The sequence below is a fragment of the Streptomyces sp. NBC_00425 genome (genome assembly GCF_036030735.1).
Lineage (GTDB): Bacteria > Actinomycetota > Actinomycetes > Streptomycetales > Streptomycetaceae > Streptomyces.
On the sequence record NZ_CP107928.1, the window covers coordinates 4,534,515 to 4,558,834 of the forward strand.

Consider the following 24,320-nt stretch of genomic DNA (forward strand, 5'->3'; position numbering starts at 1 on the left):
CTCCCATGACCGTCGCCACCCTCTCCACCCGCGACCTGTCGGCGGCGGCCGGCGAGCTGGCCGGCCTGTCGGCCGGGCACGCCGCGGCCGCCGACGCCGCCGGCCGTCTGTCCACGGACGTCGTCACCGCCCTGCGCGCGAGCGGATTCGCGCGGCACTTCGTCTCCGCCCGCTACGGCGGGACCGAGGGGACCGTCGCCGACTTCGTGCAGGGCGTGCTGCGCGTGTCGGCGTCGTGCGCCGCCACCGGCTGGTGCGTCGCGCTGCTGGCCGCGTCCTCCCGCTACGCGGCGCACCTGCCCGAGCAGGGGCACGAGAAGCTGTGGGGCTCGGGCGCCGACGCCCTCATCGCCACCGGCCTGGTGCCGGCGGGCACGGCCGGACCGGCGGAGAACGGCTACCGGCTCTCCGGCCGCTGGCAGTACATCAGCGGCGTCGACTTCGCGGACTGGGTGCTGTTGTGCGCGAACGTGTCCGGGGAGGACGCGGGGCCGCGCTTCTTCGCGCTGCCCCGTGGGACCTTCGGCGTGGTGCAGTCCTGGGACTGCGTCGGCATGCGGGCCACCGGCAGCCACACCGTGGTGGTCGACGACGTGTTCGTCCCGGCCCATCTGTCCTTCGCCCGCGCGGAGATGGAGACCGGCGTCAACAGCTGGTCTCCGCTGCCCGCGCACAACATCCCCTTCCAGGCGATCGGGGCCACCACCTTCGCCGCCCCCGCCGTGGGCGCCGCGCAGGGTGCGCTGGCGGCCGCCGTCCGCGTGCTGAAGGGCAAGCGGCTCACCGAGGCGGTGCAGATCGAGCTGGTCAGGGCGACGGCGCGGATCGACTCGGCGCGTCATCTGGTCGAGCAGAACGCCGCCGTCATCGACGACCGTACTTTCACGCCAACCTTTTTGGCACGCAATCAGCGGAATGCCTCGTTCGCCGGCGAACAGGCGGCCGAAGCCGTCACGGCGCTGGTGCGCGTGACGGGCACGGCGGGGCTCAGCGGCTCGGGTGAGCTGCAACGCGTCTGGCGGGACGTCACGACGGCGACGAGCCATGTGGCGCTGCGCTACGACATCACCCGCGCAGCGGCGAACTACAGCACGGCACTTATCGAACAAGCCATCTGAGGAAACTTGCGTACACGGCCAGATTCCGATGCTTGAATGACCACGTGATCAGAGTCTTGCTGGCTGAGGATCTCCACATGCTGCGCAGGGCACTCGTCTCCCTGCTGAGCCTCGAAGGGGACATTGAGGTCGTCGCGGAGCTGTCGAACGGTTCGGAGGTCGTGGCGCGCGCACTGGAGTGCCGGCCCGACGTCGCCGTGCTGGACATCGACCTCCCGGGCACGGACGGGATCAGCGTGGCGTCCGCGCTGTACACCACGCTCCCGGAGTGCCGCACGCTGATCCTCACCGGTCTGGGGCAGCCGGGTCACCTGCGCCGGGCGGTGGCGGCGCACGCCCAGGGCTTCCTGCCCAAGGACGCCGAGCCGGAGCGGCTGACCGCCGCGATCCGGGCCATCGCCAGGGGCGAGCGCGCGTTCGACGCGACGCTCGCCCTCGCCGCGCTGGAGACCGAGCCGGGTGCGCTCACCTCACGCGAGGTCGAGGTGCTGCGGCTGGCGGCCCAGGGCGAGGAGGCGGCCCAGATAGCGAGGAAGCTCCACCTCGCCACCGGCACCGTGCGCAACTACCTGACCACCGCGGTCACCAAGCTGGGCGCCCGCAACCGGGTGGACGCCATCAGGATCGCCCGCGAATCAGGCTGGCTGTGACCCGCCCCGCGCGGCAGACCCCGTAACACCGCCCGCGCGGCCCACCGAGTGCCACCCCGCCCCGTCGCGCCCGCCGTCAGGACGGTACGGGCGTCCGAGTAGGCACCGGGACCTCGCCCAGCGGCATCTCCAGGCGGAGTTCGAACCAGCCGTTGCCGTCGGCGCCGGCGGTGAGTCGTCCGCCGAGGCGTTCCACCCGGAACGTCAGGTTCTTGATGCCGCTGCCGCCCCCCTGCTCCACGCACGGCGCCGACCCGGCGCGGGCCACACCGTCGTTGGCCAGCCGGAACCAGACCGCGCCGGCCCGGCGGCCGGTCTCGATCTCGCAGTGCCTGACCTCGCTGTGGCGCAGGATGTTGGTCAGCCCCTCGCGGAACACCGTGGCCAGCACGGTGTCCACATCGGTCGACAGCGAGTCGGACGCCACGTTCACCTTCGCCTGCACACCGAGCATCGAGAGCATCGCCTGGGCGGCGCGCACCTCGTCGCACAGGGACATCTCCCGATACCCGTGGGCGACCGCGCGGACGTCGGCGAGCGCCTGCCGGGAGATGTCGAGGACCTCGGAGATCTCCTGCCGGGTCTGGTCGGCGGTCACCGGCGTCAGCCGGTAGGCGAGCTCGCATTTCAGGGTGATCGTGGACAGGCTGTAGCCGAGCAGGTCGTGCAGGTCCCGGGCGAAGCGCAACCGCTCCTGGGTGACCGCGAACTGCGCCAGCTCGGCGCGGGACCGGTGCACCTCGGAGACCAGGTCGGTCAGCCGGGACAGGCCGAACACCACGAGCCCGGTCAGGATCGTGGAGACGGTCGTGTAAGAAACGTTCCGCCAGCCGAGCCCGACGCCGAACTGCAGCAGGTCCGTGCTCAGCACGACCAGGCCGAACGCCGTCCACCCCTGACGCGCGTCGCGCAGCACCAGCAGCGCCGACCCCGCCAGCAGCCCGGGCAACGGCAGCCAGGCCAGACCGAACTGCAGGAAGGGCACATAGGTCAGCAGCGCCTGCAGAAGCAGCAGGAACCACCGGTGCCGGCCCAGCCGCGAAGCCAGTCCGGGCGCCACCCTCGGCAGCAGCCGCGGGAAGGAGATGAAGAACTGCAGCGCAAGCACCAGTGCGAGCAGCCCCAGCGCCACGGCCAGCCGGGCCGCCGAGTGCGGGGCGGCCGTCAGATAGGTGACCGCCACGAAGCCGAAGGCCAGCAGGACGACCGTGGTGATGCCCGCCGCGATCCTGGGTGCGAGGTGCGCTGCCGCCGCCTCGGCCTCATCGGCCTGCAGATCGTTGGGTTCCATAGGTTCCATGCCGTCTCGACCGCTCCCCCGCCCCGAGTCCCAGCTGGTGAAAGCGCACCATACCGGTCTTCCGACAGGCCCTCAAGTCCCTCAACTCAGCGGTATACGACTCGAGATGACCATGTCTCCGATACTGGACTCCACCCGCCAGTCCAGACCGACGGCCCGCTGAAAGGCGTCCGCGTCACCGACCGGCAGGACGCGGGACTGCAGTCCCATGGCACGTGCCACCAACGTCAGTGTCTGCTGGAGCGCTCCCACGTCCTTGAGGACGTTGCTGTAGGCGGTGCCGCTGAACTTGTAGGCGGCGCGCGCGAACCGGGCGGATATGGCGATGAGCAACGTCGGCTCCCCGTCCGGGCCCGGCTCCCCGCTGCGCGCCGCGCCCGCCAGGTCGGCCGCGGCGCCGGGATCGCCGCCCATCCGCTCCAGGCAGTGGTCGAGCGGCCGGTAGTGGTACGCGCCCGGCGGCAGACAGGACGCCCCCTCGTCGGCCAGGACGTAGACCTCCAGCGCGTAACTGTCGTCGACGCTGAGGTACGGGCGCTCGCTCGTCGGGTAGCCGGCCGGATCGAAGTCGGCCGGCGGCAGCAGGGAGCGGACCCGGGCCGACCGGTACAGCAGCGCGCCGAGCCGGTCCAACGACAGCTCGCCGTCCTCGACGGCGGGCCGGGAGCCGGGCTCCAGCACCGCGGTGAGGGACGGGTCGGCGGCCGCCGGCCCGTCGAGGTCGGGCCGGGTGAGCGCGATCCGGTGCGCGGGGCGGACCGGGTCCGGTGCGGCCGGCGGCTTGACCACCGGCGGCGGGGGCATCCGTCCGACCTGGGCGAACGCGGCTCCGCGCGGGCGGCCGAAGCGCTCCCGGCGGCTGCCGGAGTGCACCATCAGCTCGTCCGGTGACCAGCCGGTGAGCGCGGGGTCGCGGTCCTCCGCGAAGACGGGCCCGTCGCCGCCCGGACCGTGCCCGGCGGGCTCGTCCGCGACCACCAGCACGCCGGCGGCGACCAGATACGACCGGACCGCCTCCACCACGGGAAGGTGCGGCGCGTCGAGGTCGTCCGCCGAGCCGTCGATGCGGCCCAGCATCCCCATGACGCCCGGGTGGTGCAGCTCGACCTTGTGGTCGACGAGCGAGGACTCGACCGACAGGCCGCCCGGCGCACAGCGGATCACAGCGAACCGGGAGAGCCTGCAGACCCGGCCCAGCAGCGGCTTCAGCCGGGTGAACCGGGCCTGCCCGGAGATCGGCACCACGGACAGCAGCGGCACCGCACCGACGGCCAGCGTGCGCACCACCAGGTGCTGCAGCGGCCGGAGTTCGTCCAGCAGCTTCTCCGCGCCGCCGGGCGAGTCCGACGCCGAGGCCAGGATGTTGGGGATGGCCGACGGGCCGAGCTGCATCCGGCGCACGGCCTCGCGCAGGGCGGCGCTGGGCTCCTTGATCCGCAGATCCTCCCAGGGCGTCTCCAGCAGGAGGGCGTCCTCGGGATCGGTGTCCGGATCGACAACGATGTCCGGCCTCAGGGACCACAGATTGACCAGTTGGGGGGCGAGACTGCCAAGGTGCACGGCTGATCCAAGGTGGGGGGACGGTCGCGATCGCTGGGGAATCACGGGGACGGTCACAGGAACAGGGGGACCGGGTTGAGGTCCTCGTAGCGGGTCGGTTCGGTCAGGTCTTTGCTTCGCACCGGCACGTCGTAGAGACGACCGGGTGCGAACCGGGCCCAGTGGGGGCGGAGCCCGGGGACGATGACGCGGGCCACCGGCAGCCCCACGTCGGGACGGGTCTGGTCGAGCACGAGCATGTCCAGTCCGGCCTCGCGGACGATCCGCTCCGCCTCGGCGACATCCTCCCGCAGATCGGCCCGGGCCCGGTACGGGTGGGTGTCCGCGTTCGTCGCTGGACGCTCCGGATCCGGCCGCAGATAAGGGAGTTCGGCGGCCCGGGCGGTGCGCATCCAGCGCAGCGCCTCGGCGTCGTCGGTGCCGTATCCGGTGCCGTCGGCGCCGGCGTCCACGACGTAGGGGAGCATCTGGTTCAGTTCGGTGAGGGCGCGGTGCAGCGCGATCCGGGGATCGAAGTGCGCGCCGAAGCCGAGCGTGATGTCCTCCCCGGCCTTGTCCGTGCGGCGGGACAGGGCGACGACCGTGGGAATGCCGAGGTCGGCGGTGAGGTCGAGGGCCCACACCTCGCGGTTCAGGCCGGCGTGGACCGTGCGCAGTTCGGCGATCCAGGGGTCCTCGAAGGAGCCGAGGTCCAGCCCGGGCCGGCGCAGCCGGTTGTACCACCACAGGGCTACGGCGTCCCGCTCGACGAGCTCCAGGAACCCCTGGAGCACCGCGTCCTCGAGAGAGGCGCCCGCGGCCACGCCGTTGGAGGTGGCGAGGCAGTACGGGCGGCCCGCGAGGCGGGAGGCGCCGAAGTAGAGCAGGGCCGTGGGCAGCAGCCTGCGCCGCTCTTCGGTGAGCGACCACACCGGGGTCCACTCGATCTCCCGGCCCTCGTCGAAGGGTTCGCAGACCTGCTGGAACGCGCCGTGTCCGGCGTTCCAGCGCGCGCGGCCGGTGAACTGGGCTGCGGCGAAGAGCTGGACGGAGTCGGGGTGGACGGCCTCCTCGCCGAGCGCGTCGTAGCTCGCGTGCAGCATCGGCTCGTCGCCCTGGAGGTGGCCGCTGTGCCGCTCCAGCACCTCGGCCAGCGCGCTCACCTTCGCCCGCAGCGGGGTGCTGCCCTTGCCCGCGCTGGTGGCGCGCAGCCCGGTGCGCCAGCCGCGCGGGTCGTGGTGGGTCAGGGCCAGGTTGTGTCCGGCGTGGAACACGTTGAGGAAGGCCGGCCCGCGCGGGTCACGGCGTATCTCCCGGACGAGGCCGGTGAGCGGGTCCACGTGACGGCCGTAGCGCCGGAGCATCTCCTCCGGGCCGAGGGCCCGGTGCCCGCCGCCGCCGCTGTCCGCCTTGGGCCGGGACGTCAGCACCACGGGCGCCTCGACCCTGGCGGCGACCAGCGTGGGGTCGCCGCAGTCCGGGCACTGCGGGCGTCGGCTCACCGGATGGTGACTGCCCGTCAGCATCAGTCCGTTCAGGGTCCACAGCGCCTCCTGGCCGGGGTGGCGCAGACCGGCCAGCCACTTGACCGCCTCCAGCACGGCCAGGTGGAGCCCGGCGAGCAGGCTCGCCGGGACCGCGCAGGGCCGGCGGGGCAGCGGGCCGGAGCGGCCCAGCCCCTGCTGGAGCCGGGCCTCGACCGGACGGCTGCGCCACAGCCGTTCGGCCAGGCAGGACCAGCACGGGCCGTCCGGCACGCCGAGGAACGGGCCGATCCAGGTCTCGGTGCCGTGCAGCTGGATCGGCAGCCAGCAGCGTCCGCCCTCCCGGTACTCCCGGTCGAGTTCGCGCAGCCGGGGATCGAGGTAGTCGTCGCAGGCCACCAGGACCAGGTCCGCCTCGGCGGCCGGCCCGGTGCGCAGGCCGGCCGCCACGGCGGCGGTGTGCAGTGTCTCGGGGCCGACGCCCCCCACCGCCACGGTGTGCACGGTGGCCGCGGGGCGGACGGCGCCGCCGCTGAGGCCGGCGGCGTCCCAGTACGCGCGCTCCGCGGCGTCGTCGGCCCGCGACTCGGGCAGTTCGGCCAGCAGGTCGGCTTCGGTCAGACGGTCGAGCAGCCGCAGCGTTCGCTCGACCGGCAGTCGCCCTGACGCCTCCGCGAGGATGGCGTCGCGCGTCCTGGCGCCGTCCAGCAGTTCCGCGAGGTGGCAGATCTCCGCGCCGTGCAACGTGGTGACGCGTCGCCCGGACATCAGGTAGACCGCTTCCCCGGGGACGATCTGGACCGTCAGATGCTCCTTGAAGCCCAGGCGGGGCTTCCCCGAAGCCGACCGGATCACCGTCAGACCCCGCTGTGGTCCGCGGTGGCGGGCACGGCCGACTCGGCCCAGCAGACGAAGGAGTCGGTCGGCGCGGCCCACGGGCCGGCCGGGTTGTACTCCTCGATGAACAGGTCCTCGGAAAGGTGCTGTGCGGACATGGTCTCCCCCTCGATCGTCTGTGAACCGCGTCGGGCGACGTGGTCGGTGTGACCGTGCGGTGCGCCGCCGTCCTGCGGGTCGGTGTTCTCCGCGGCTTCGGCGTCTGACCAGGAGTCTCGCCGAGAGGAGGAGGGCCGCAGTAGTGCCGCACTCACCGGCCGGTGGTGAAGAATTCATGATCGCCGGATGACCGCCTCAGCAGGCTTCGCCCCGGGCGCACCACGGGGCGCACCAGGGGTGTGCGGACCGCCGCAAACGTGCAGGCCGCGGCCCGCGGGGCGTGCTGCCCCACGGGCCGCGGCCCGGTCTCCCGTCGCGGTCCGCGACCGTCAGGCGTTCTCCGCCACGGCCTTCGGCTCCGTGCCGGCCTCGCTCTGCTCGCCGTGCGCCGCGTTCTTGCGCGGCAGCAGGAACGTCAGCAGCAGGGTGAGGACCATGCCACCGATGAACCAGCGCAGCGCGTGGGCGAACGTGTCGGCGAAGGTGAGCGCGTTGGTGTGCTTGCCCGTGTCGGCGAACACCGCGGCGACCTTCGGGTTGCCGGTGAGCTCGGACGGGGCCTTGGCGCAGCTCGGCGCCTGAACGGTCCAGTCCTTCTCCTTCGCCTGGTCGCTCGTGCACTGCACGAAGTAGTCCACGACCCGGTCCGCGCCCTGCCCGGTGACCGACACGGCGGCCAGGTCCTTGCGCAGCTGCGGGGCCGCCTCCCGGGAGTTGTCGGCCGCGTTGCCGCCCAGGGCGCCGAAGAAGATGACGCTGACCAGGGCCGTGCCGACGGCGAACCCGAGCTGCTGGTTGGTGTTGACCAGACCGGAGGCCGAGCCCGCGTCCTGCCGCGGAGCCTCACTGGTGGCCATGTCCGGGATCGGGGACATGACCATGCCGAAGCCGAGCCCGAAGAAGGCCAGCGGGAGCGCCATCTTCCAGCTGGTGGCCTCGCTGCCGTAGTGCTCCACCACCCAGATGTAGGAGCCGAGGCCCAACAGCACCAGAACCGCGCCGAGTTGCAGGAGCTTGCGTCCCATCTTCGCGGCGAGGAAGGCGTACGACAGCGCCGACGTGACGAAGGTGGCGATGCAGAACGGCAGGCTGGTCAGACCGGCGCGGATCGGGCTCCAGCCCAGGCCGACCTGCATGTACAGGCTCCAGGACAGGAAGAACACGCCCACGCCGATGTTGAACGCGAGCTGCACGCTGAGCGCCGAGGAGAAGCTGCGCAGCCGGAACAGGTTGAGCGCGACCAGCGGCGAACCGTCCCTTCGGGTTCGGGCCTGCTGCTGGCGGACGAACACGAACAGCGACACCGGCGTCAGCGCCAGCAGGACGAAGCCCCAGGCCGGCCAGCCCAGCTCGCGCCCCTGGATGAGCGGGAAGACGAGCAGGAACAGGGTGACGGCGGCGAGGACCGCGCCGAGGATGTCCAGCCGCAGCGCCACCGGCGCCTTGGACTCGACGATGCTCCTCTGTCCGACGATCAGACCGAAGAGGCCGACGGGGATGTTGATGAGGAACACCAGCCGCCATTCCAGGCCGAACAGGTTCCACTCGACCAGCAGGCCGCCGAGGCTCAGACCGGTGAGCGCGGCGAGACCGGCCACCGTGCCGAACATGCCGAACGCCTTGGCGCGCTCCTGCGGCGGGAAGCTGACGTGGATGATGGCCAGGACCTGCGGCACCATGATCGAGGCGAAGCCGCCCTGGGCCAGCCGGGACACGATCAGCATGCCCGGGTCGACCGACACGGCCGCGGCCAGCGAGGCGAGGGTGAAGCCCGCCACGCCGATCTGGAAGATCCGCTTGCGGCCGTAGATGTCACCGAGCCTGCCGCCGAGGATCAGCAGCAGGGCGAAGGCGAGCTGATAGCCGGCGGTGACCCACTGGATGTCCGCGTAGCCGGCGTCGAGATCGGTTCGGATGGAGGGGATCGCCACGTTCAGGATCGTGCTGTCGAGCATGTCCATGAACGCGGCCACGAGGATCACGGTCAACGCGATCCAGCGCTTGGGATTGAGCTCTCCCTCCCGCTCCCCGGACGACGTTGCTTCCAGAGCGGTCACGATCTTCTCCTTCTATGGGGGGTGTGTGTGCGGCGGGTTGGTCGGTCAGAGCAACACGTAGGGATGCGTGTCGCTCGGCGAGTAGGCGTGCGAGGCCACCTCCACCACCTGGGTGGGGCTGAGCGCCATGTAGCTGTGCACGAGGCGCGGGTGAACGGTGACCAGGTCCCCTGCGACCAGCACGGTGTCGAAGCGCTGGCCGGTGTCGAGGTCGTAGTACGCGGCTCTCATTTCGCCGGAGATCACGAACATCACCTCGGTCTTGTCGAGGTGGTAGTGGTTTCCGCGGCACGGTCCGCCCGGCAGGCAGTCCCAGTACGCGGCGAACCGGTAGGCGTCGCCGTTGGCGAACCTCACCAGATCCCCGGCGGGAGAGGAGAGCCTGCCCGGACCGTCGCCGGGTATCACGTCACGGAATTTCGTGATGCGCTCACAGCGCAGCTTGTCGGTGACAGCGGAGTTCATAAGGCCCCTCTCGGGTCGTCCCAGCTCGGAACAGGGTGCTGTGCGGCGCTGGAAGCGGCCTTGTCCGCCGCTCGAACCTCGGCGACCAGCCGGGCCACCGTGAGGGCCCGCTCCTGGTGCCGTTCGCGAAGACCCCGCTCGGCCCCGAGGCCCTCACGGGTCCGTCGGGTCTGATGGGTCTGTTGGGTCTGTTGGGTCTGAAGGGTCTGTTGGGTCTCTCCGGTGAGCCGGCTCTGCCGGACGGCGTGCGAGAACGCGCGGACCGCCTCGAGGAACTGGTCCTCGGGGTGCAGGACGAGTTCCTCGACGCCCTCCGGCCGCTCCACGCGGATCACCGGACAGTGGTCGGCGGGCGGCGCGTAGGCGCGCTCCACCCGGATCCGCCCCGCGCTCCCCCACAGCTCGTACGCGGCCCGGTAGGCGTGCTCCATGCCGAACACCACCTGCGCGGTGACGCCGTCCGGCGCGGCCAGCAGGACCGCTCCACCGGTGTCCACGCCGTGCACGGGGTGCCGGCGCAGCCGCGCCCCGCACACCGTGAGCTCGGGGCCGAGGAAGAAGCAGGCGGCGAGCAGCGGGTTGACGGCGATGTCCAGCAGGGCGCCGCCGCCGAGGGCCGCGTCGTAGCGGACGTCGCCCGGTGGCGGCGCGGGGATGGCGAACTCCCCCGTGAAGCTGCGCAGTTCACCGATGGCGCCGGCCGCGAGCAGCTCCCGCACCCGCCGGTGCAGCGGGTGCCGCGGGAACATGAAGTTCTCGGCGAGCACCAGCCCGCGCGACGCGGCCAGTCCGAACAGCCGGCGGGTGGAGTCGACGTCGCCGGTCAGGGGTTTCTCGCCGAGCACGTGCTTGCCCGCCCGTAACGCCCGTTCGATCCACCGGGCGTGCAGGGCGACGGGCAGCGGCACGTAGACGGCCTCCACCTGCGGGTCGGCGATCAGGCGTTCGTAGCCCGTCACGGCGGCGCAGTCGTACCGGTCGGCCACCTCGCGCGCCCGGCCGCCGTCCCGGCTGGCCACGGCCACCACCCGGCTGCCGGGGTCCGCCGCGAGGGCGGGCAGCACCCGGCGGCGGGCGATGTCCGCGCACCCCAGCACACCGATCCGGACCGGCTCCGAGCCCGACGTGGGCGACCCCTTCATCACGGCCGCCCGCTCGTCCCCAGCACGTCACGCAGGAAACGCCCGGTGTGGCCGTCCGACTGCCCGGCCACCTGCTCGGGGGTCCCCGCGGCGACCAGCGCGCCGCCTCCGTCGCCGCCTTCCGGACCGATGTCCACCACCCAGTCCGCCGTCTTGATCAGGTCGAGGTTGTGCGACACGGCCAGCACGGTGTGCCCCTTGTCCACCAGGCTGTGCAGCACCGACAGCAACCGCTCGATGTCACTGGAGTGCAGGCCGGTCGTCGGCTCGTCGAGCAGGTAGAGGGTGTGCGCGCCCGCCCTGCGCTGCAGCTCGTTGGCCAGCTTGACGCGCTGGGCCTCACCGCCGGAGAGCGTGGTCGCCGACTGCCCCAGCCGCAGGTAGCCGAGGCCGACCTCGTCGAGCACCCGCAGCGGGGCCTCGATGGCGGGCTCCCCCGCGAAGAACTCCAGCGCCTCCTCGACGGGCATGGCCAGCACCTCGGCGATGTTCTTGCCGCGGTAGCGGATCTCCAGCGTCTCCGCGTTGTAGCGGGTGCCGTCACAGGTCTCGCAGTGCAGGAAGACGTCGGGCAGCAGCTGCATCTCGATCTTGATGGAGCCGTCGCCGGTGCAGGTCTCGCAGCGTCCGCCCGCCGAGTTGAAGGAGAACCGGCCCGGCTTGTAGCGGCGCTTCTTCGCCTCCGCGGTCTGGCAGAACACCTTGCGGACACTGTCGAAGACGCCGGTGTACGTCGCCGGCGTCGACCGGCCCGAACGCCCGATCGGCGCCTGGTCCACCCTGATCACCCGGTCGACGTGGTGCAGCCCCTCGATCCTGGTGTGGGCGCCCGGCGCCGGCGCGTCGCCGCCCAGCGCGCCCTCCACGGCCGGGTAGAGGATGTCGTCCACCAGCGTGGACTTGCCGGCCCCCGACACCCCGGTCACCGCAATGAAGGTGCCGAGCGGGAAGGCGACGTCGAACCCGGCGAGGTTGTTCTCCTTCGCGCCGTACACGGCGATCCTGCGGTCCGGCGCCCCGGGCCGTCGGCTCGCGGGCACCGCGATGCCGCGCGTGCCGCTCGTGTAGCCGCCGGTCGGCGAGTCCGGGTCGCCGAGCAGTTGTTCGGCCGGGCCGCTGAACAGCAGCTCGCCACCGTGCTCACCGGCCGCCGGACCGAGTTCCACCACCCAGTCCGCGGCTTTGATCATCTGGTGGTCGTGCTCGACGATGAGCACCGTGTTGCCCTGGTCGCGCAGGTCCTGAAGGGTGGCCACCAGCTTCTCGATGTCCCTGGGGTGCAGACCGGTGGTCGGCTCGTCCAGGACGTAGAGCAGCCCGAACATGTCGGTGCCGAGCAGTCCGGCCAGCCGGATGCGCTGTGACTCGCCGCCGGACAGGGTGCGCGCCGGACGGTCGAGACTGAGGTACTCCAGCCCCATCCGCGTCAGATGGCCGAGCCGCTGCACGATCTCCTCCAGGGCCTGGCCGACGGCGGCGCGCTCGCGCTCCGCGACGTCCAGCTCCTGGAAGAAGCGCAGCGACACGGAGACCGGCAGCGCCGTCACCTCCGCGATGCCGCGCCCGGCGACCCGGACCGCGAGCTGCGCCGGGTTGAGCCGGCCGCCCCCGCACTCACGGCAGGGCGCCGGCCGCATGTAGTTCTCCAGCTGCCCGAAGTTCTCACCGCCGGACTTGCGGTACCGCTCGTAGAGCCAGGGCACCACCCCGGTGAACACCACGTCCTTGACCGGGTCGCCGGGCTTGTCGAACTTGCGGGCCCGGACCTTGATGTCGGTGCCGTGCAGCAGCGTGTGCCGCAGCCCCTCCGACAGCTCCTCCCAGGGCGTGTCCTCGTCCTCGCCCAGCAGTTGCGCCACCGCGCGGGCCTTCATCCGCTCCGGCTCGGTGAACGTGGGCCGCCAGGGCGTGATCGCGCCCTCCAGCAGGGAGCGGCCCGGATCGGCGACCAGGGTCGTGGGGTCCACCTCGAGCCGGGTGCCGACGCCCTGGCAGGCGGTGCACTGGCCGAAGGGCAGGTTGAAGGAGAAGGCCCCGTTGGTCATCTCGGGCAGCGCGCTGTCGTGCCCCTGCGGGCAGGCGTCGCCGGCCAGCTCGGTCCCGCACACGGTGCAGTGCGGGTGCCCGATCCGCGCGAACACGACCCGCAGCAGGTCGTACACCTCGGTGACCGTGCCCACCGTGGACCGCGGGCTGCGGGAGGCCGAGGAACGCTGGTCGACCGCGACGGCCGAGCACAGGCCGCCGATGTGGTCGACGTCCGGCTTGTCCATCTGGTGCATGAACTGGCGGGCGAAGGTCGACATGCTCTGCAGCTGGCGCCGCTGGCCCTCGGCATAGATCGTGGCGAAGGCCAGGGACGACTTGCCCGAGCCGGAGACGCCGGTGAACACCGTGAGGTTGCGGTGCGGCAGGTCCACGTCGACGCCGCGCAGGTTGTGCTCGCGGGCGCCGCGCACCTCGAGCGTCTCCGGCAGCAGGTGCGCGCGGCTGTTGGTGTCGCTCAACGGGGTTTCCTTCCCTACCGTCCCGGCCTGGCGCCGGCGAGTTCTTCGATGACGGGCACGACGGACGCCGGAGACGGCATCGCGGCCACCTCCGCGCGCAGTGCCCGGGCCTTGACGCCGTACGACTCGTCCTCGAGCAGGGCGCGGCAGTTCTCCACGACGGCTTCCGGGTCGATGGGCTGTCCCACCAGCTGGCGGGCGGAGCCGTACGCGGTGACACGGCGCGCGCTGTCGTACTGCTCGGCGACGATCGGCTGCGGGACCAGCAGCTGCGGCAGTCCCGCGAGGATCGCCGCCATGGTGGAGCCGCCGCCGCAGTGGTGGACCACCAGGTCACAGGAGGGCAGCACCGAGGCGAGCGGCAGGAAGCCGGCGGCCAGCACCGCGTCGGGCAGCGGGCCCAGCTCGGGGACGATGTCGTCGGCGACCGCGACGAGCAGCTCCACGCCCAGCGCGGGCAGCGAGTTGACCAGGTCCTTGAGCACCCGGGCGCCGCCGGCCGCCGGTGCCACCGTGCCCAGGGTGAGCAGCAGGCGGGGGCGCTCGCGCGCCTCGAACACCCACGACGGCACGGTGGCCGGCGGGTCGTACTGGACGTAGCGCATCGGGACGCCGTGGGCGCCCCCGGCGGGCAGCAGCGAGGCCGGGCAGGGTTCCAGCGCCAGGTCGGGCTCGGGCAGGGCGCCCAGGCCCAGCTCGGTCAGTTCCGGCGTCAGCTCGTCGGCCCCCGACTTGTCCATCTCGCGGAAGTAGCCGAGGCCGACGCCGTGCTCGACCCAGGGGATGCCCTTCAGCTGCGCCACGACGCCGGCCGCGTAGGTGTGCGGCTCGGCGACGATGACGTCGGGCTTCCACTTCTCGGCGACGTCGAGGAGGCCGGGCAGGGTACGGGCGGCGAGCCGGCCGAAGCCGCGGCCCGCCTGCTCCAGCATCTGCGGCTCCTCACGCGCGAACGCGATGGGTTCGCCCTGCCGGTCGTGGGCCATGACCTCCCGCATGTGCATCGGCCCGTAGGTCGGGATGAAGGGCATCCCCGAGCCGTTGGCCACGGGGGCAAGGCTCTCCGGTGCGGCGACCAGCACGTCGTGACCCGCCGCGCGCAGCGCCCAGGCCAGCGGGACGACCGGACAGTAGAGCCCGTAGCTCGGGCCGGTGCTCACGAGAATCCTCATGCTGGTCATGCAACCGGCCGCCACTCGAGCCGTACTTGAGCCGCCGCCACCAGCGGTGCTCGAGCCGTGTCTCGTAGCTTCGCGGGCCATGGAGATCGAGGAGATGGCCGTGCGGGACGCCTACCGCATCCGGCCGCGAATCCACAGCGACGAGCGGGGTGCTTTCTTCGAGTCCTTCCGGGACGAGGAGTTCACCCGCGTCACCGGCCACGTGTTCCGGCCGGTGCAGACCAACTTCTCCGTCAACCACCGCAACGTGCTGCGCGGCATGCACGGGGTGAGTCTGCCGCCGGGCCAGGCCAAGTACGTCACCTGCGTCCGGGGCGCGGTGCTGGACGTGGTGCTGGACGTGCGCGTCGGCTCGCCGACGTTCGGCGGCCACGACGTGAGCCTGCTGGAGCCGGGGAAGGGCACGGCGGTGTTCCTGCCCGACGGGATGGCGCACGGTTTCGTGTCACTGACCGACGACTCCTGCGTCAGCTACGTGTTCGACACCCCGTACGTTCCGGGCACTCCCTTCGAGATCGACCCGTTCGACCCTGATCTGGCCCTGCCCTGGCCCTCGACACAGGAACCGGTGGTGGTGGCGCCGAAGGACCTCCAGGCGCCGAGTCTGTCCCGGGCCGCCGAACTCGGCATCCTGCCCCGCTACGAGGACTGTCTGGCGCACTACGCCCGGCAGCGCTCCGCTTTCCTTTCGCATTCGCCTTGGAACGCGATTCCGAGCCGACCTTCTGAATTCGCCGGAGAAAAGGAGTAGTCATGTCGGTGAACGCCGCCGAATCCACGACCGACCAGTCGACGTTTCCCTACAAGCGCAAGTGCCCCTTCTCCCTGCCCGAGGAGTACGGGCCCATGATGAAGAAGGGGTCGGTGACGAAAGTCAGCCTCATCACCGGCCTCGAGGTCTGGGCGGTCACCGACTACCACCTGATACGCCAGCTGCTGACCGATCCCCGCATCAGCTCCTCGCGCAAGCACGACAACTTCCCCTTCTACTTCGAGGCCCCGCCGGAGTTCCGCACCGAGACCTCCTTCATCGGGTACGACGCCCCCGAGCACACCACCACCCGCCGCAAGGCCGCCGTCACCTTCACCAACCGCCGGGTCCAGCAGCTGCGCGCGAAGATCGCCGAGAACGTGGACCTGCGCCTCGACGCCCTCGAGGCGGCGGGCTCGCCGGCCGACCTGCACGAGATCGTCTCGCTGCCGGTCCCGATGTCGATGATCTGCGAACTGCTCGGAGTGCCGTACGAGGACCACGCGTTCTTCGCCGAGCACGGCACCAACCTGCTGGGCGGCCACAGCACCCCCGACCAGCGGCAGGCCGCGATGGTCGAGGTGGGCAGGTACCTGGAGAAGCTGGTCGGCCTCAAGGAACGCGAGCCCGGCGACGACCTGCTCAGCCGGGCGATCACCGCCTACCGGGAGTCCGGCGAGGAGTACACCACGCGCGATCTGGTCAATCTGTGCCGGCTGCTGATGAACGGCGGGCACGAGACGACCGCCAACATGATCTCCCTGTGCACCATGGCCCTGCTGCGCAACCCGGAGCAGCTGGAGCAGCTCAAGGCGGACCCGACGCTGATCGGCCCGGCCGTCGAGGAACTCGTCCGCTACATCACCATCGGCGACCTGGCCGTCCCCCGGGTCGCGCTGGACGACATCGAGCTCGACGGCGTGACCATCAAGAAGGGCGACGGCATCCTGTGCCTGGCCCTGCCGGCCAACCGGGACGCCACCGTCTTCGACCGGCCCGACGAGCTGATCCTCTCCCGCGGCACCCGGCGCCACCTCGGTTTCGGGCACGGCGCGCACTACTGCATCGGCGCGGACCTGGCCCGGGTCGAGCTGGAGATCGCCCTCACCAAGATCTTCGAGCGGTTCCCGGACCTCCAGCTCGCGGTGCCCTACGAGGACATCCGCACCAAGGAGGGCTCCGTCGTCTACGGTGTCTGGTCGCTGCCCGTCAAGTGGTGAACACGACTTGAGGGAGGGGGTGAGGGCTTACCGGTGGAGTGCGTTCTGGTGAGTCAGGGTGAGTGCTGCGTGTCGCTTCGTGTCATGCACACCTTGGCCGTGGAGTTGTTTGCGGCGGGAACTGACGTTCCTACATCGAATGCGTGACCTTCGCGGGTGGCTCTCGTTTCCCATGGCGTCAGAACGTCGGATCGGGCCGGGCGGGGGGTGGCAGGGGTGGGTGAGCTGAGGAGTATCGCAGCGCCGTTCGTCGCGTCCGGCTCCTCTGGTGTGACCGTCCGGACCCGCCTCAACTACCTGACGCCCGGTGACGAGAAGGTCCTGCGACTGATGGGCGCGCATCTGGGGTCGCCGGCGTCGAAGGGCCTCAAGGCACGCTGCCGAGAGGGTCTGGCGCACTCGGCTGAGGCGTGGGCGGTGCGCAAGCGGGAGCTGACCCCGGTCTCGTCTTCGCGGTGGGCGGGATCGATCACCAAGGCCACGCACGACCAGTGGGCGCTGGCCCGCCGCTGCCATCGGCGCCCATCCAGAACCTGGAAGCCGGTGTCCGTACCGTCGGGGACCGGTTGTCGCTGCCGGTCGGGCAGAAGGGCACGAAGAGGGCGCCGGGGGTTACCGGTCCCGGCGGGAGTGGCACGCGAAGTCGCGGCGGCTGCGCGTCCTTCAGGACCGGCCGGCTGCCGTGCGGGCGGATCGCGAGGCCGGCATCGTCCGTGTCGTGCGCGGCGGCAAACGGCTGGCCCGCGCCCGGCACCATCTGGAGGCGGCCGGGCTGACGGAGTCCGGATGGCGTGGGCGGTGGGAGGCGGAGCGCTGGTTCTGCCAGGCGGACGGCGAGTCCGGCGAGCGCCACGGCAACGAGACGATCCGTATCAGCCCCGACGGTGAGGTGAGCGTCAAGCTCCCCGCCCCGCTCGCTCATCTGGCCAACGCCCCGCACGGCCGCTACGTCCTGGCAGGCCGGGTCGCCTTCGCCCACCGGGGCGGCGAGTGGGCGGACCGGGTCGCGGCCGACCGCGCGGTCGCCTACCGCATCCACTACGACACCGGCCGCGACCGCTGGCATGTGACCGCGTCCTGGCAGATCCCGCCCACCCCCGCTCTCCCGATCGAGGCCGCCCTCGCCCACGGGGTGATCGGCGTCGACATGAACGCCGACCACCTCGCCGCCTGGCGCCTGGACGTCCACGGCAACCCGGCCGGCCTCGATGGCCGACGCCACGGGGATCGCGGTCATCGCCGTCGACCCCGCCTACACCAGCCGATGGGGTGCCCAGCACTGGCACAAACCCCTCACCACCACAACCAGGAAGACCACCCGCCACGACGCTGCCGCCGTGGCGATCGGAAGACGCGCCCAGCAACACCCGATCCGGCTGGGGGCACCTCCCAGGCCCTTGAGGCACTGGGGGAGGACGGCACCGGCCCCACCACACCGGAGTGATGCGGTGGGGCATCGGACCGTCCAGGCCGACCGGCGTGTCGTTGGGCGTGAGGGAATCCGCCCCCGCATCCCCGGACCACGGACACGATCCGTGCCGCCGAACGCGGCGAGTACGCGGGCAACCAGGACACCCAAAACCGTTCGGGATGTCCGCAGTGACCAGGCATGGGTCCAAGACCCACTCCTGCCCACTGATGAGGAACGGCGCCTGGCACTCCCTCCCTCTGCTGTGTCGTTCAGTTGTCGTACGCGGTGCGGTTGCCGTACGTCGTGCGGTCGTCGTGCGCGGTTCGGGCGCCGGGCGCGCGACGGCCGGAGCCGTCGCGCGCTCAGTAGTTGCCCAGCCCGCCGCAGACGTTGATCGCCTGCGCCGTGATGGACGCCGCGGTGTCGGTCACCAGGTAGGAGACCAGGCCCGCGACCTCCTCCGGGGTGGAGTAACGGCCCAGCGGGATCTTGGCGTTGAACTTCTCCAGGACGTCCTGCTCCGAGACGCCCCAGAAGTCCGCGTACCCGGACCTGACCCGCTCGGCCATCGGCGTCTCGACGTACCCGGGACACACCGCGTTGACGGTGATGCCCGACTTCGCCAGTTCGAGACCGACGGCCTTGGTGAAGCCGACCACCCCGTGCTTGGAGGCCGAGTAGGGCGACGCGTAGACGACGCCCTGCTTGCCGCCGGTGGAGGCGATGCTGACGATCCGTCCGTAGCCGTTCTCACCCATCCGGCCGGACGCCAGCACCTCCTTGGTCACCCGGAAGACACCGTTGAGGTTGGTGTCGATCACGTCGAGCCAGGTCGGCTCGTCGAGATGCGCGATCTCCCCGCCGCCGCCGCGGCCGGCGTTGTTGACCAGGACGTCGATACGGCCGAAGCGCTCCACGGCCGCCGCGACGGCGGCACGGACGCCGTCGGTGGAGGTCACGTCGCAGGGCCCGCCGGCGACCTCCAGCCCTTCCGCGGTGAGCTTCTCCAGCGTCTCGGCCAGCTTGTCGGCGTCCCGGGCGCACCCGTACACCGCCATGCCCTGCTCCGCGAGGGTCCGGGTCACCGCGAGGCCGATGCCGCTGCTGGCTCCGGTGACGAACGCTACGCGCCTGTCGCTCATCTGGGTCCTTCCCGTCCCGTCCCGTCGAAGCCCCTCACGCGAGGGACTTGCCGTTCACGAAGTCCGTGATCGCCTGCGGCGTGTTCAGGTGCTCCATGTCGTCGGTGATGTCGACGCCGAACTCGCGCTTGATGAGGGCCGCCGTCTCCAGCAGGGCCAGCGAGTCGTAGCCGAGCTCGCCGAACGTGGTCCCGCCGATGTCGCCGGCGAGCTGCTCCGACTCGTCCTCGCCCGCGCTGATCCGCAGAATGTCCTTGAGCCGGTCGATCGTCAGTTCCGCCATTTCCATCTCCCGTGTCGGAGGGTTGTGCGTGCTCTGAGAATTTGTGCCTGACGACTCGGATCGTGCTCGCGGACGCCTGGAAAACCCACCTTCCGAGCAATGCTCCAGCAGCGCTGCCGCGGAAATCGAGCGGCCCCGTCCAGCGTGGGCCGCCCAACGATTCCCAGCCAACGAGGGTGTGTCGGGTGTGGAAAATCTGAAGCCACGGGAAGACCTCGTTCTTCCCAGCCGACTCGCCGCCTCCGCCCAGCGGACGGCGGGCGTTCAGATGCACATGGACGAATTCGACGCGTGGCTGGCCGAACGGGCGGGCGCGCATGACTTCACGGTCGATCGCATTCCGTTCTCCGGACTGCGCGGGTGGAAATTCGAGAACGACATCGGGAACCTCGTGCACGAAAGCGGCAGGTTCTTCTCCGTGGAAGGCCTCTGCCTGCGCACCCCTGGATCCGCCGACCGGTTCCAGCCGATCATCAACCAGCCCGAGGTCGGCATCCTCGGGATTCTCGTCAAGGAGTTCGACGGGGTCCTGCATTTCCTGATGCAGGCCAAGATGGAGCCGGGAAACCCGGTGCCGCTGATGCTGTCGCCGACCGTCCAGGCCACCCGGAGCAACTACACGCAGGTGCACCGGGGCGCGAAGGTCAAGTACCTGGAGTACTTCACGGGACGGCGGCCGGCCCGGGTGATCGCCGACGTGCTGCAGTCCGAGCACGGCGACTGGTTCTACCGCAAACGGAACCGGAACATGCTGGTCGAGGCGGCCCCCGACGACGTGGTCCCGCTCGACGACGACTTCTGCTGGCTGACCCTCGGGCAGATCAACGCCCTGCTGGCCAGGGACAACGTCATCAACATGGACTCGCGCACCGTGCTGGCGTGCCTGCCCCCGGTGGGGCCGGAGGCCGGGGCCGCCGACCGGTTCAGCCGCTCGCTGGCCGCCTCCCGCGACCCCGGCGCCGGCGCCGTGTCGACCACGGCCGAGCTGCTGAGCTGGTTCACCGGGCTGCGCGCCGACTGCCGGCTCGAGGCGGGCCGGCTCCCGCTGGGCGCCCTGCCCGGCTGGCACCGCGACGACAAGGAGATCAGCCGCGACGACGGCCGGTACTTCCGGGTGGTGGCCGCCGACGTACGGGCCGGCAGCCGGGAGGTCGCGTCCTGGTCCCAGCCGCTCGTCGAGCCCGTCGGCAGGGGCCTGTCCGCCTTTCTGGTCAGGGAGTTCGACGGCGTGCTCCACGTCCTCGTGCGCGCCGCGACCGAGGGCGGCTTCCTGGACGGCGTCGAACTGGCCCCGACGGTCCAGTGCATGTCGGAAGGCGAACTCGAGGAGGAGACCTCGCCGTTCCTCGGCCTGATCCCCGTCCAGGGCTCCCCGCGGATCCGCTACGACGCACTCCACGCCGAGGAGGGCGGCCGCTTCCTGAACGCGGTGAGCCGCTACGTCGTCGCCGAGACGGACGCGGCGGCGACCGACGCCCCGCCGCCCGGTCACGCCTGGGCGACGGTCAGCCAGCTCACCGCCCTGCTCCGGCACAGCCAGTACGTCAACGTGCAGGCACGCACCCTCGTCGCCTGCCTGAACTCCCTCGGCTAGACGGCAAGAGCGGGAAGGAGCGGAAGATGGCACTGCGGCGCCCTCGTCCCGTCGTCGCGGTCATGTGGACGGTGGACAGCGGCCTCATGCGCTGCGCCGTCGGCCTGGCCGAGGAACACGGAGGCGACCTGGTCCTCGTCCTGGTCCTGCGACGGCCGTGGACCCTGCTGCTCGACTGTTCCCTTGCCGCCGCGTTCGACTCCACCGACCTCGAACTGGAGTCCCTGCTCAAGGTCGGGGCGTTCCTGGAGGGCAGGGCCGTGAAGTGGACCCTGCACACGACCTACAGCGACACCGGCAGAGCCGTCGCCGGCCTGGTCCGCAGGAGGGAGCCCGGCTGGGTCGTGCTGGGCCGCCGGCGCTGGCGGCGCACCGCCAGGATGGTGGGCTCTCCCGCCCTCCCCGAGGACACCAAGCTACTGATCGTCTGATCCGTTCGCGTCACGCGTATGAAAAACCCATACCTGGGTCCTGTGAACCTCATGCGCATTGGTGACAGCGGCAGTTCCGAGCCTCAATTCCGGTCGTGCATTCTTCGAAGGTAACCGCAGAGGCTTAAAAGAAGCGCCACGTAGAGGGGGAAAAGTTGCTGGAAATAAACGTGCTCGGGCCGATGGAGGCCACCGGGGCCGGCCGGTGCATCGCGCCCACGGCGGCGAAACCGCGCCAGGTCCTCGCACTGCTGGCACTGCGGGCCGGTGAGGTCGTGTCGGTGTCCACCCTGGTCGAGGAGATCTGGGGTGAGAAACCACCGCGGAGCGCGCTGACGACCCTGCAGACCTACATCCTGCAACTGCGCAGACTGATCGGCCGGGTCGTGCTGTCGGGCTCGGCGAAGGACGTCCTGCTGACCCGTTACAACGGCTACCTGTTCGCTCCCGAGGCGGTGATGGTGGACGCCCAGCTCTACGACGGGCTCGTCGACGAGGCCAACCAGGCCTCGGAGAACGGCGACCACGTGGAGGCGTACCGGGTGGCCAGGCAGGCCCTCGACCTCTGGTCGGGGGACGCCCTGATCGACGTCCTGCGCGGGGTCCACCTCAGCATCGAGGCCACACGTCTGGAGCAGAGCCGGCTGGGTCTGCTCGAGACCCGTATCGCCGCCGAACTGCACCTGGGCAGGCACCACATGCTGCTCGGCGAACTCGCGGTGCTGGTCGCCCGCAATCCGATGCACGAGAACTTCTGCGCCAAGCTCATGATCGCCCTCTACCGCTCGGGGCAGCGCTGGCGCGCGCTGGAGGTCTACCAGCGCGTGCGCAGCGAACTGGCCGACGAGCTCGGGCTGGAACCGTCGGCCCGACTGCAGCAGTTGCAGCACGCGATCCTGTCAGCGGATCCCGCGCTCGACTTCGTCGCCCCGACCACCCTGTTCACCCAGCCGACATGACCCGGTGCGGGAACGGCGATCCACGCCGTTCCCGCACCCGGCCGTTTCACTCGGCGTCGCCGGCCGTCACCTGCAGACGCGCCTCGAACAGCTCCGGGCTCGACACGGCGAGCGCCCGCAGCGCCGCACTGTGCGGCTGGAACTCCGGCTGCGCCACCGCCGCCCGCAGACTGGCGTTGTCCGCCCAGCGCGCGATGTTCACGTACGACGACGGGTCGCCGAGCCGCCGGTGCAGGGTGTGCTCGACGAAACCCGGCTGGGCCGCGAAGAACGCCGAGGTCGCGGCGAAGACCTTCTCGAACTCCTCGGCGTCCCCCGTCAGCTGGAACCTGTTGACGAGGGTCACGGGGACCGCCTTCGCCGCCGCACTGACCCGGGCGACGACCTGCTCGTAGCGGGCCAGCGTGTCCCCGGGGCTCGGGCCGTCGAGCGCCGCGTGGATCTGCGGCGCGATCTCGCCGTGCCGGTGAAGTCCGCTGTGCGTGAGCGCCACGGTCGTCCGCCCGGGGCCAGCCGGCTCGAAGTCGACCTCGATGAAGCTCGCCTTCTCGTCGTCGAAGATCGGCTGCCAGTGCGGGCCGACCCGCCAGGTCAGCACGATCCGCTTGGACGGGTTCCACTCCACCACCGTGCCCCAGGCGATGTCGGTGCCGTCGGCGCCGACCTCGTAGTAGCGGCCGCCCTCGAAGGGTTCGATGGTCAGCGACACCCGGTCCTCGACGAAGACGTGCCTCTCGGGGAACCATTCGATCGGACGCTCGGCGAAAATGGCGAAGGCCCGGTCGGCGGGCACGTCCACGGTCACCGTCTTGCGCACGTCGGGGACCTTCTGCGCCTCGGTCATGACTGCTCCTTGGGCGTTGGGATCATGCCTCCACCCTGGTCGACGCGTCTTGAACCTGGACGGAACACCGATGGAACGCGGGGCGCCCGCCCGGGACGCCGACAGGGCGGGCACGAGCAGGCCGGGACCGGCGTCGATCGCGGGTGTAGGGGTTCTCTAGCGTCCGGGCCCACCGTGAACCGCATGCGTATCCTGGTCACCGGCGCGGCCGGCTTCATCGGCTCCCACTACGTGCGAGCGATGCTGAGCGGTGAGTACGCCGGATACGAACAAGCCGAGATCACCGTCCTCGACAAACTCACCTACGCCGGCAACCGGGCGAACCTCCCCGCCGAGCACCCCCGGCTGACCTTCGTCCACGGCGACGTCTGCGACCGCGAACTGCTGCGCGACCTGGTCCCCGGGCACGAGGCCGTCGTCCACTTCGCCGCCGAATCCCACGTCGACCGCTCCCTGGTGCGCGCGGCCGACTTCGTGGGCACCAACTGCGTCGGCACGCACAACGTCATGGAGGCGAGCCTCGCCGCCGGTGTGTCCCGCGTGGTGCACGTGTCCACCGACGAGGTGTACGGCTCCATCACCCACGGCAGCTGGACGGAGGACTGGCCGCTCGCCCCCAACTCGCCCTACGCGGCGTCCAAGGCGGCCAGTGACCTCATCACCCTCGCCTACGCGCGCACGCACGGCCTGGACGTGTCCGTCACCCGCTGCTCCAACAACTACGGCCCCTACCAGCACGTCGAGAAGCTCATCCCGCTGTTCGCCACCAACCTGCTCGACGGCGTCCCCGTCCCCCTCTACGGCGACGGCACCAACATCCGCGAGTGGCTGCACGTGTCCGACCACTGCCGGGCCGTGCAGCTGGTGCTGACGGGCGGCCGCCCCGGCGAGGTCTACAACGTCGGCGGCGGCACCGAACGCACCAACCGGGAGATCACCGACCTGCTCCTCGACCTGTGCGGAGCCGACCCGTCCCTCGTCGACCGCGCCCCCGACCGCAAGGGCCACGACCTGCGCTACGCCCTGGACGACTCCAGGATCCGCACCGAACTCGGCTACGCCCCCGAGGTCCCCTTCGACGAGGGCCTCGCCGCGACCGTCGCCTGGTACCGCGACAACCCGACCTGGTGGCGCCCCCTGAAGAACGACGGCCGGGAACCCGCGGCCGCCGCGGCGGCCGGCGGACGGGGGAGGACCGCCTGATCCCGCCCGTCCCCCCGGGGAGAGGGCTGATCCGCCGGGAGCC

The 24,320-nt window shown here is 71.2% G+C and carries 20 protein-coding genes and 1 pseudogene; 9 read left to right on the forward strand and 12 right to left on the reverse strand.

What is annotated here, in order from left to right:
• The first annotated feature begins 5 nt into the window (after positions 1–5).
• Both OHS82_RS19410 and OHS82_RS19415 read left to right on the forward strand, forming a co-directional pair.
• Positions 6–1,118: an acyl-CoA dehydrogenase family protein gene (locus OHS82_RS19410; RefSeq protein ID WP_057577774.1), complete on the forward strand. Its 1,113-nt coding sequence runs from the start codon at positions 6–8 to the stop codon at positions 1,116–1,118.
• A 44-nt stretch (positions 1,119–1,162) separates the two neighbouring features.
• The gene (locus OHS82_RS19415) at positions 1,163–1,768 is read left to right on the forward strand and encodes a response regulator transcription factor (RefSeq protein WP_057577775.1); all 606 of its coding nucleotides are present in this window, start codon (positions 1,163–1,165) and stop codon (positions 1,766–1,768) included.
• A 76-nt stretch (positions 1,769–1,844) separates the two neighbouring features.
• Here OHS82_RS19415 and OHS82_RS19420 read toward each other — a convergent pair whose 3' ends face one another.
• The 9 genes from OHS82_RS19420 to OHS82_RS19460 form a co-directional block, all read right to left on the reverse strand.
• Positions 1,845–3,059 (reverse strand): sensor histidine kinase, encoded by a 1,215-nt coding sequence (locus tag OHS82_RS19420; RefSeq protein WP_328434209.1) that lies wholly within the window; start codon positions 3,057–3,059, stop codon positions 1,845–1,847.
• A gap of 90 nt (positions 3,060–3,149) precedes the next feature.
• On the reverse strand, positions 3,150–4,628 hold the full coding sequence (locus tag OHS82_RS19425) for a SagB family peptide dehydrogenase (RefSeq protein ID WP_057577777.1): 1,479 nt from the start codon (positions 4,626–4,628) through the stop codon (positions 3,150–3,152).
• A 53-nt stretch (positions 4,629–4,681) separates the two neighbouring features.
• The gene (locus OHS82_RS19430) at positions 4,682–6,946 is read right to left on the reverse strand and encodes a TOMM precursor leader peptide-binding protein (protein ID WP_328434210.1); all 2,265 of its coding nucleotides are present in this window, start codon (positions 6,944–6,946) and stop codon (positions 4,682–4,684) included.
• Between the two features lie 2 nt (positions 6,947–6,948).
• A complete protein-coding gene (locus tag OHS82_RS19435; protein ID WP_057577778.1) occupies positions 6,949–7,242 on the reverse strand; it encodes a hypothetical protein in 294 nt (97 codons plus the stop codon).
• Positions 7,243–7,416: 174 nt separating this feature from the next.
• The gene (locus OHS82_RS19440) at positions 7,417–9,144 is read right to left on the reverse strand and encodes an MFS transporter (protein WP_328434211.1); all 1,728 of its coding nucleotides are present in this window, start codon (positions 9,142–9,144) and stop codon (positions 7,417–7,419) included.
• A 45-nt stretch (positions 9,145–9,189) separates the two neighbouring features.
• Positions 9,190–9,609, reverse strand: a complete 420-nt coding sequence (locus OHS82_RS19445; RefSeq protein ID WP_057577780.1) for a cupin domain-containing protein — start codon at positions 9,607–9,609, stop codon at positions 9,190–9,192.
• Entirely contained in the window at positions 9,606–10,751 is a 1,146-nt protein-coding gene (locus OHS82_RS19450) for a Gfo/Idh/MocA family protein (RefSeq protein ID WP_328434212.1), read from the reverse strand. Before OHS82_RS19450 ends, OHS82_RS19445 begins: the two co-directional genes overlap by 4 nt.
• On the reverse strand, positions 10,751–13,228 hold the full coding sequence (uvrA, locus tag OHS82_RS19455) for an excinuclease ABC subunit UvrA (protein ID WP_063894250.1): 2,478 nt from the start codon (positions 13,226–13,228) through the stop codon (positions 10,751–10,753). The genes OHS82_RS19450 and uvrA overlap by 1 nt, the downstream gene beginning before the upstream one ends.
• A 44-nt stretch (positions 13,229–13,272) precedes the next feature.
• Positions 13,273–14,430: a nucleotide disphospho-sugar-binding domain-containing protein gene (locus OHS82_RS19460; RefSeq protein ID WP_063894242.1), complete on the reverse strand. Its 1,158-nt coding sequence runs from the start codon at positions 14,428–14,430 to the stop codon at positions 13,273–13,275.
• 88 nt (positions 14,431–14,518) lie between these two features.
• Here OHS82_RS19460 and OHS82_RS19465 point away from each other — a divergent pair, with 88 nt between their 5' ends.
• The 3 genes and pseudogenes from OHS82_RS19465 to OHS82_RS19475 all read left to right on the forward strand — a co-directional run.
• On the forward strand, positions 14,519–15,190 hold the full coding sequence (locus OHS82_RS19465) for a dTDP-4-dehydrorhamnose 3,5-epimerase family protein (RefSeq protein ID WP_328434213.1): 672 nt from the start codon (positions 14,519–14,521) through the stop codon (positions 15,188–15,190).
• A gap of 2 nt (positions 15,191–15,192) precedes the next feature.
• Positions 15,193–16,410 carry a cytochrome P450 gene (locus OHS82_RS19470; RefSeq protein WP_057577783.1) on the forward strand — a complete coding sequence of 406 codons (1,218 nt, stop codon included), beginning with the start codon at positions 15,193–15,195 and terminating at the stop codon, positions 16,408–16,410.
• Positions 16,411–16,626: 216 nt separating this feature from the next.
• Positions 16,627–18,050, forward strand: a pseudogene (locus OHS82_RS19475) (IS200/IS605 family accessory protein TnpB-related protein); the annotation flags it as partial.
• A gap of 133 nt (positions 18,051–18,183) precedes the next feature.
• Here the strand turns inward: OHS82_RS19475 and OHS82_RS19480 are convergent.
• On the reverse strand, positions 18,184–18,963 hold the full coding sequence (locus OHS82_RS19480) for an SDR family NAD(P)-dependent oxidoreductase (protein ID WP_057577784.1): 780 nt from the start codon (positions 18,961–18,963) through the stop codon (positions 18,184–18,186).
• A gap of 34 nt (positions 18,964–18,997) precedes the next feature.
• Positions 18,998–19,246 carry an acyl carrier protein gene (locus OHS82_RS19485; protein WP_057577785.1) on the reverse strand — a complete coding sequence of 83 codons (249 nt, stop codon included), beginning with the start codon at positions 19,244–19,246 and terminating at the stop codon, positions 18,998–19,000.
• Positions 19,247–19,424: 178 nt separating this feature from the next.
• Here OHS82_RS19485 and OHS82_RS19490 point away from each other — a divergent pair, with 178 nt between their 5' ends.
• The 3 genes from OHS82_RS19490 (at position 19,425) to OHS82_RS19500 (ending at position 22,230) form a co-directional block, all read left to right on the forward strand.
• A complete protein-coding gene (locus tag OHS82_RS19490) occupies positions 19,425–20,840 on the forward strand; it encodes an NDP-hexose 2,3-dehydratase family protein (RefSeq protein WP_057577786.1) in 1,416 nt (471 codons plus the stop codon).
• A gap of 26 nt (positions 20,841–20,866) precedes the next feature.
• Positions 20,867–21,271: a hypothetical protein gene (locus OHS82_RS19495; RefSeq protein WP_057577787.1), complete on the forward strand. Its 405-nt coding sequence runs from the start codon at positions 20,867–20,869 to the stop codon at positions 21,269–21,271.
• A gap of 155 nt (positions 21,272–21,426) precedes the next feature.
• Entirely contained in the window at positions 21,427–22,230 is an 804-nt protein-coding gene (locus OHS82_RS19500; protein WP_323184593.1) for an AfsR/SARP family transcriptional regulator, read from the forward strand.
• Between the two features lie 46 nt (positions 22,231–22,276).
• On the opposite strand, the gene OHS82_RS19505 is transcribed toward OHS82_RS19500, so the two are convergent.
• Positions 22,277–23,074: an antibiotic biosynthesis monooxygenase gene (locus tag OHS82_RS19505; protein WP_079041168.1), complete on the reverse strand. Its 798-nt coding sequence runs from the start codon at positions 23,072–23,074 to the stop codon at positions 22,277–22,279.
• A gap of 183 nt (positions 23,075–23,257) precedes the next feature.
• On the opposite strand from OHS82_RS19505, the gene rfbB reads away from it, so the two are divergent.
• Positions 23,258–24,277, forward strand: coding sequence for a dTDP-glucose 4,6-dehydratase (gene rfbB / locus OHS82_RS19510; protein ID WP_057577788.1), 1,020 nt, complete (start codon positions 23,258–23,260; stop codon positions 24,275–24,277).
• Positions 24,278–24,320: the final 43 nt, after the last annotated feature.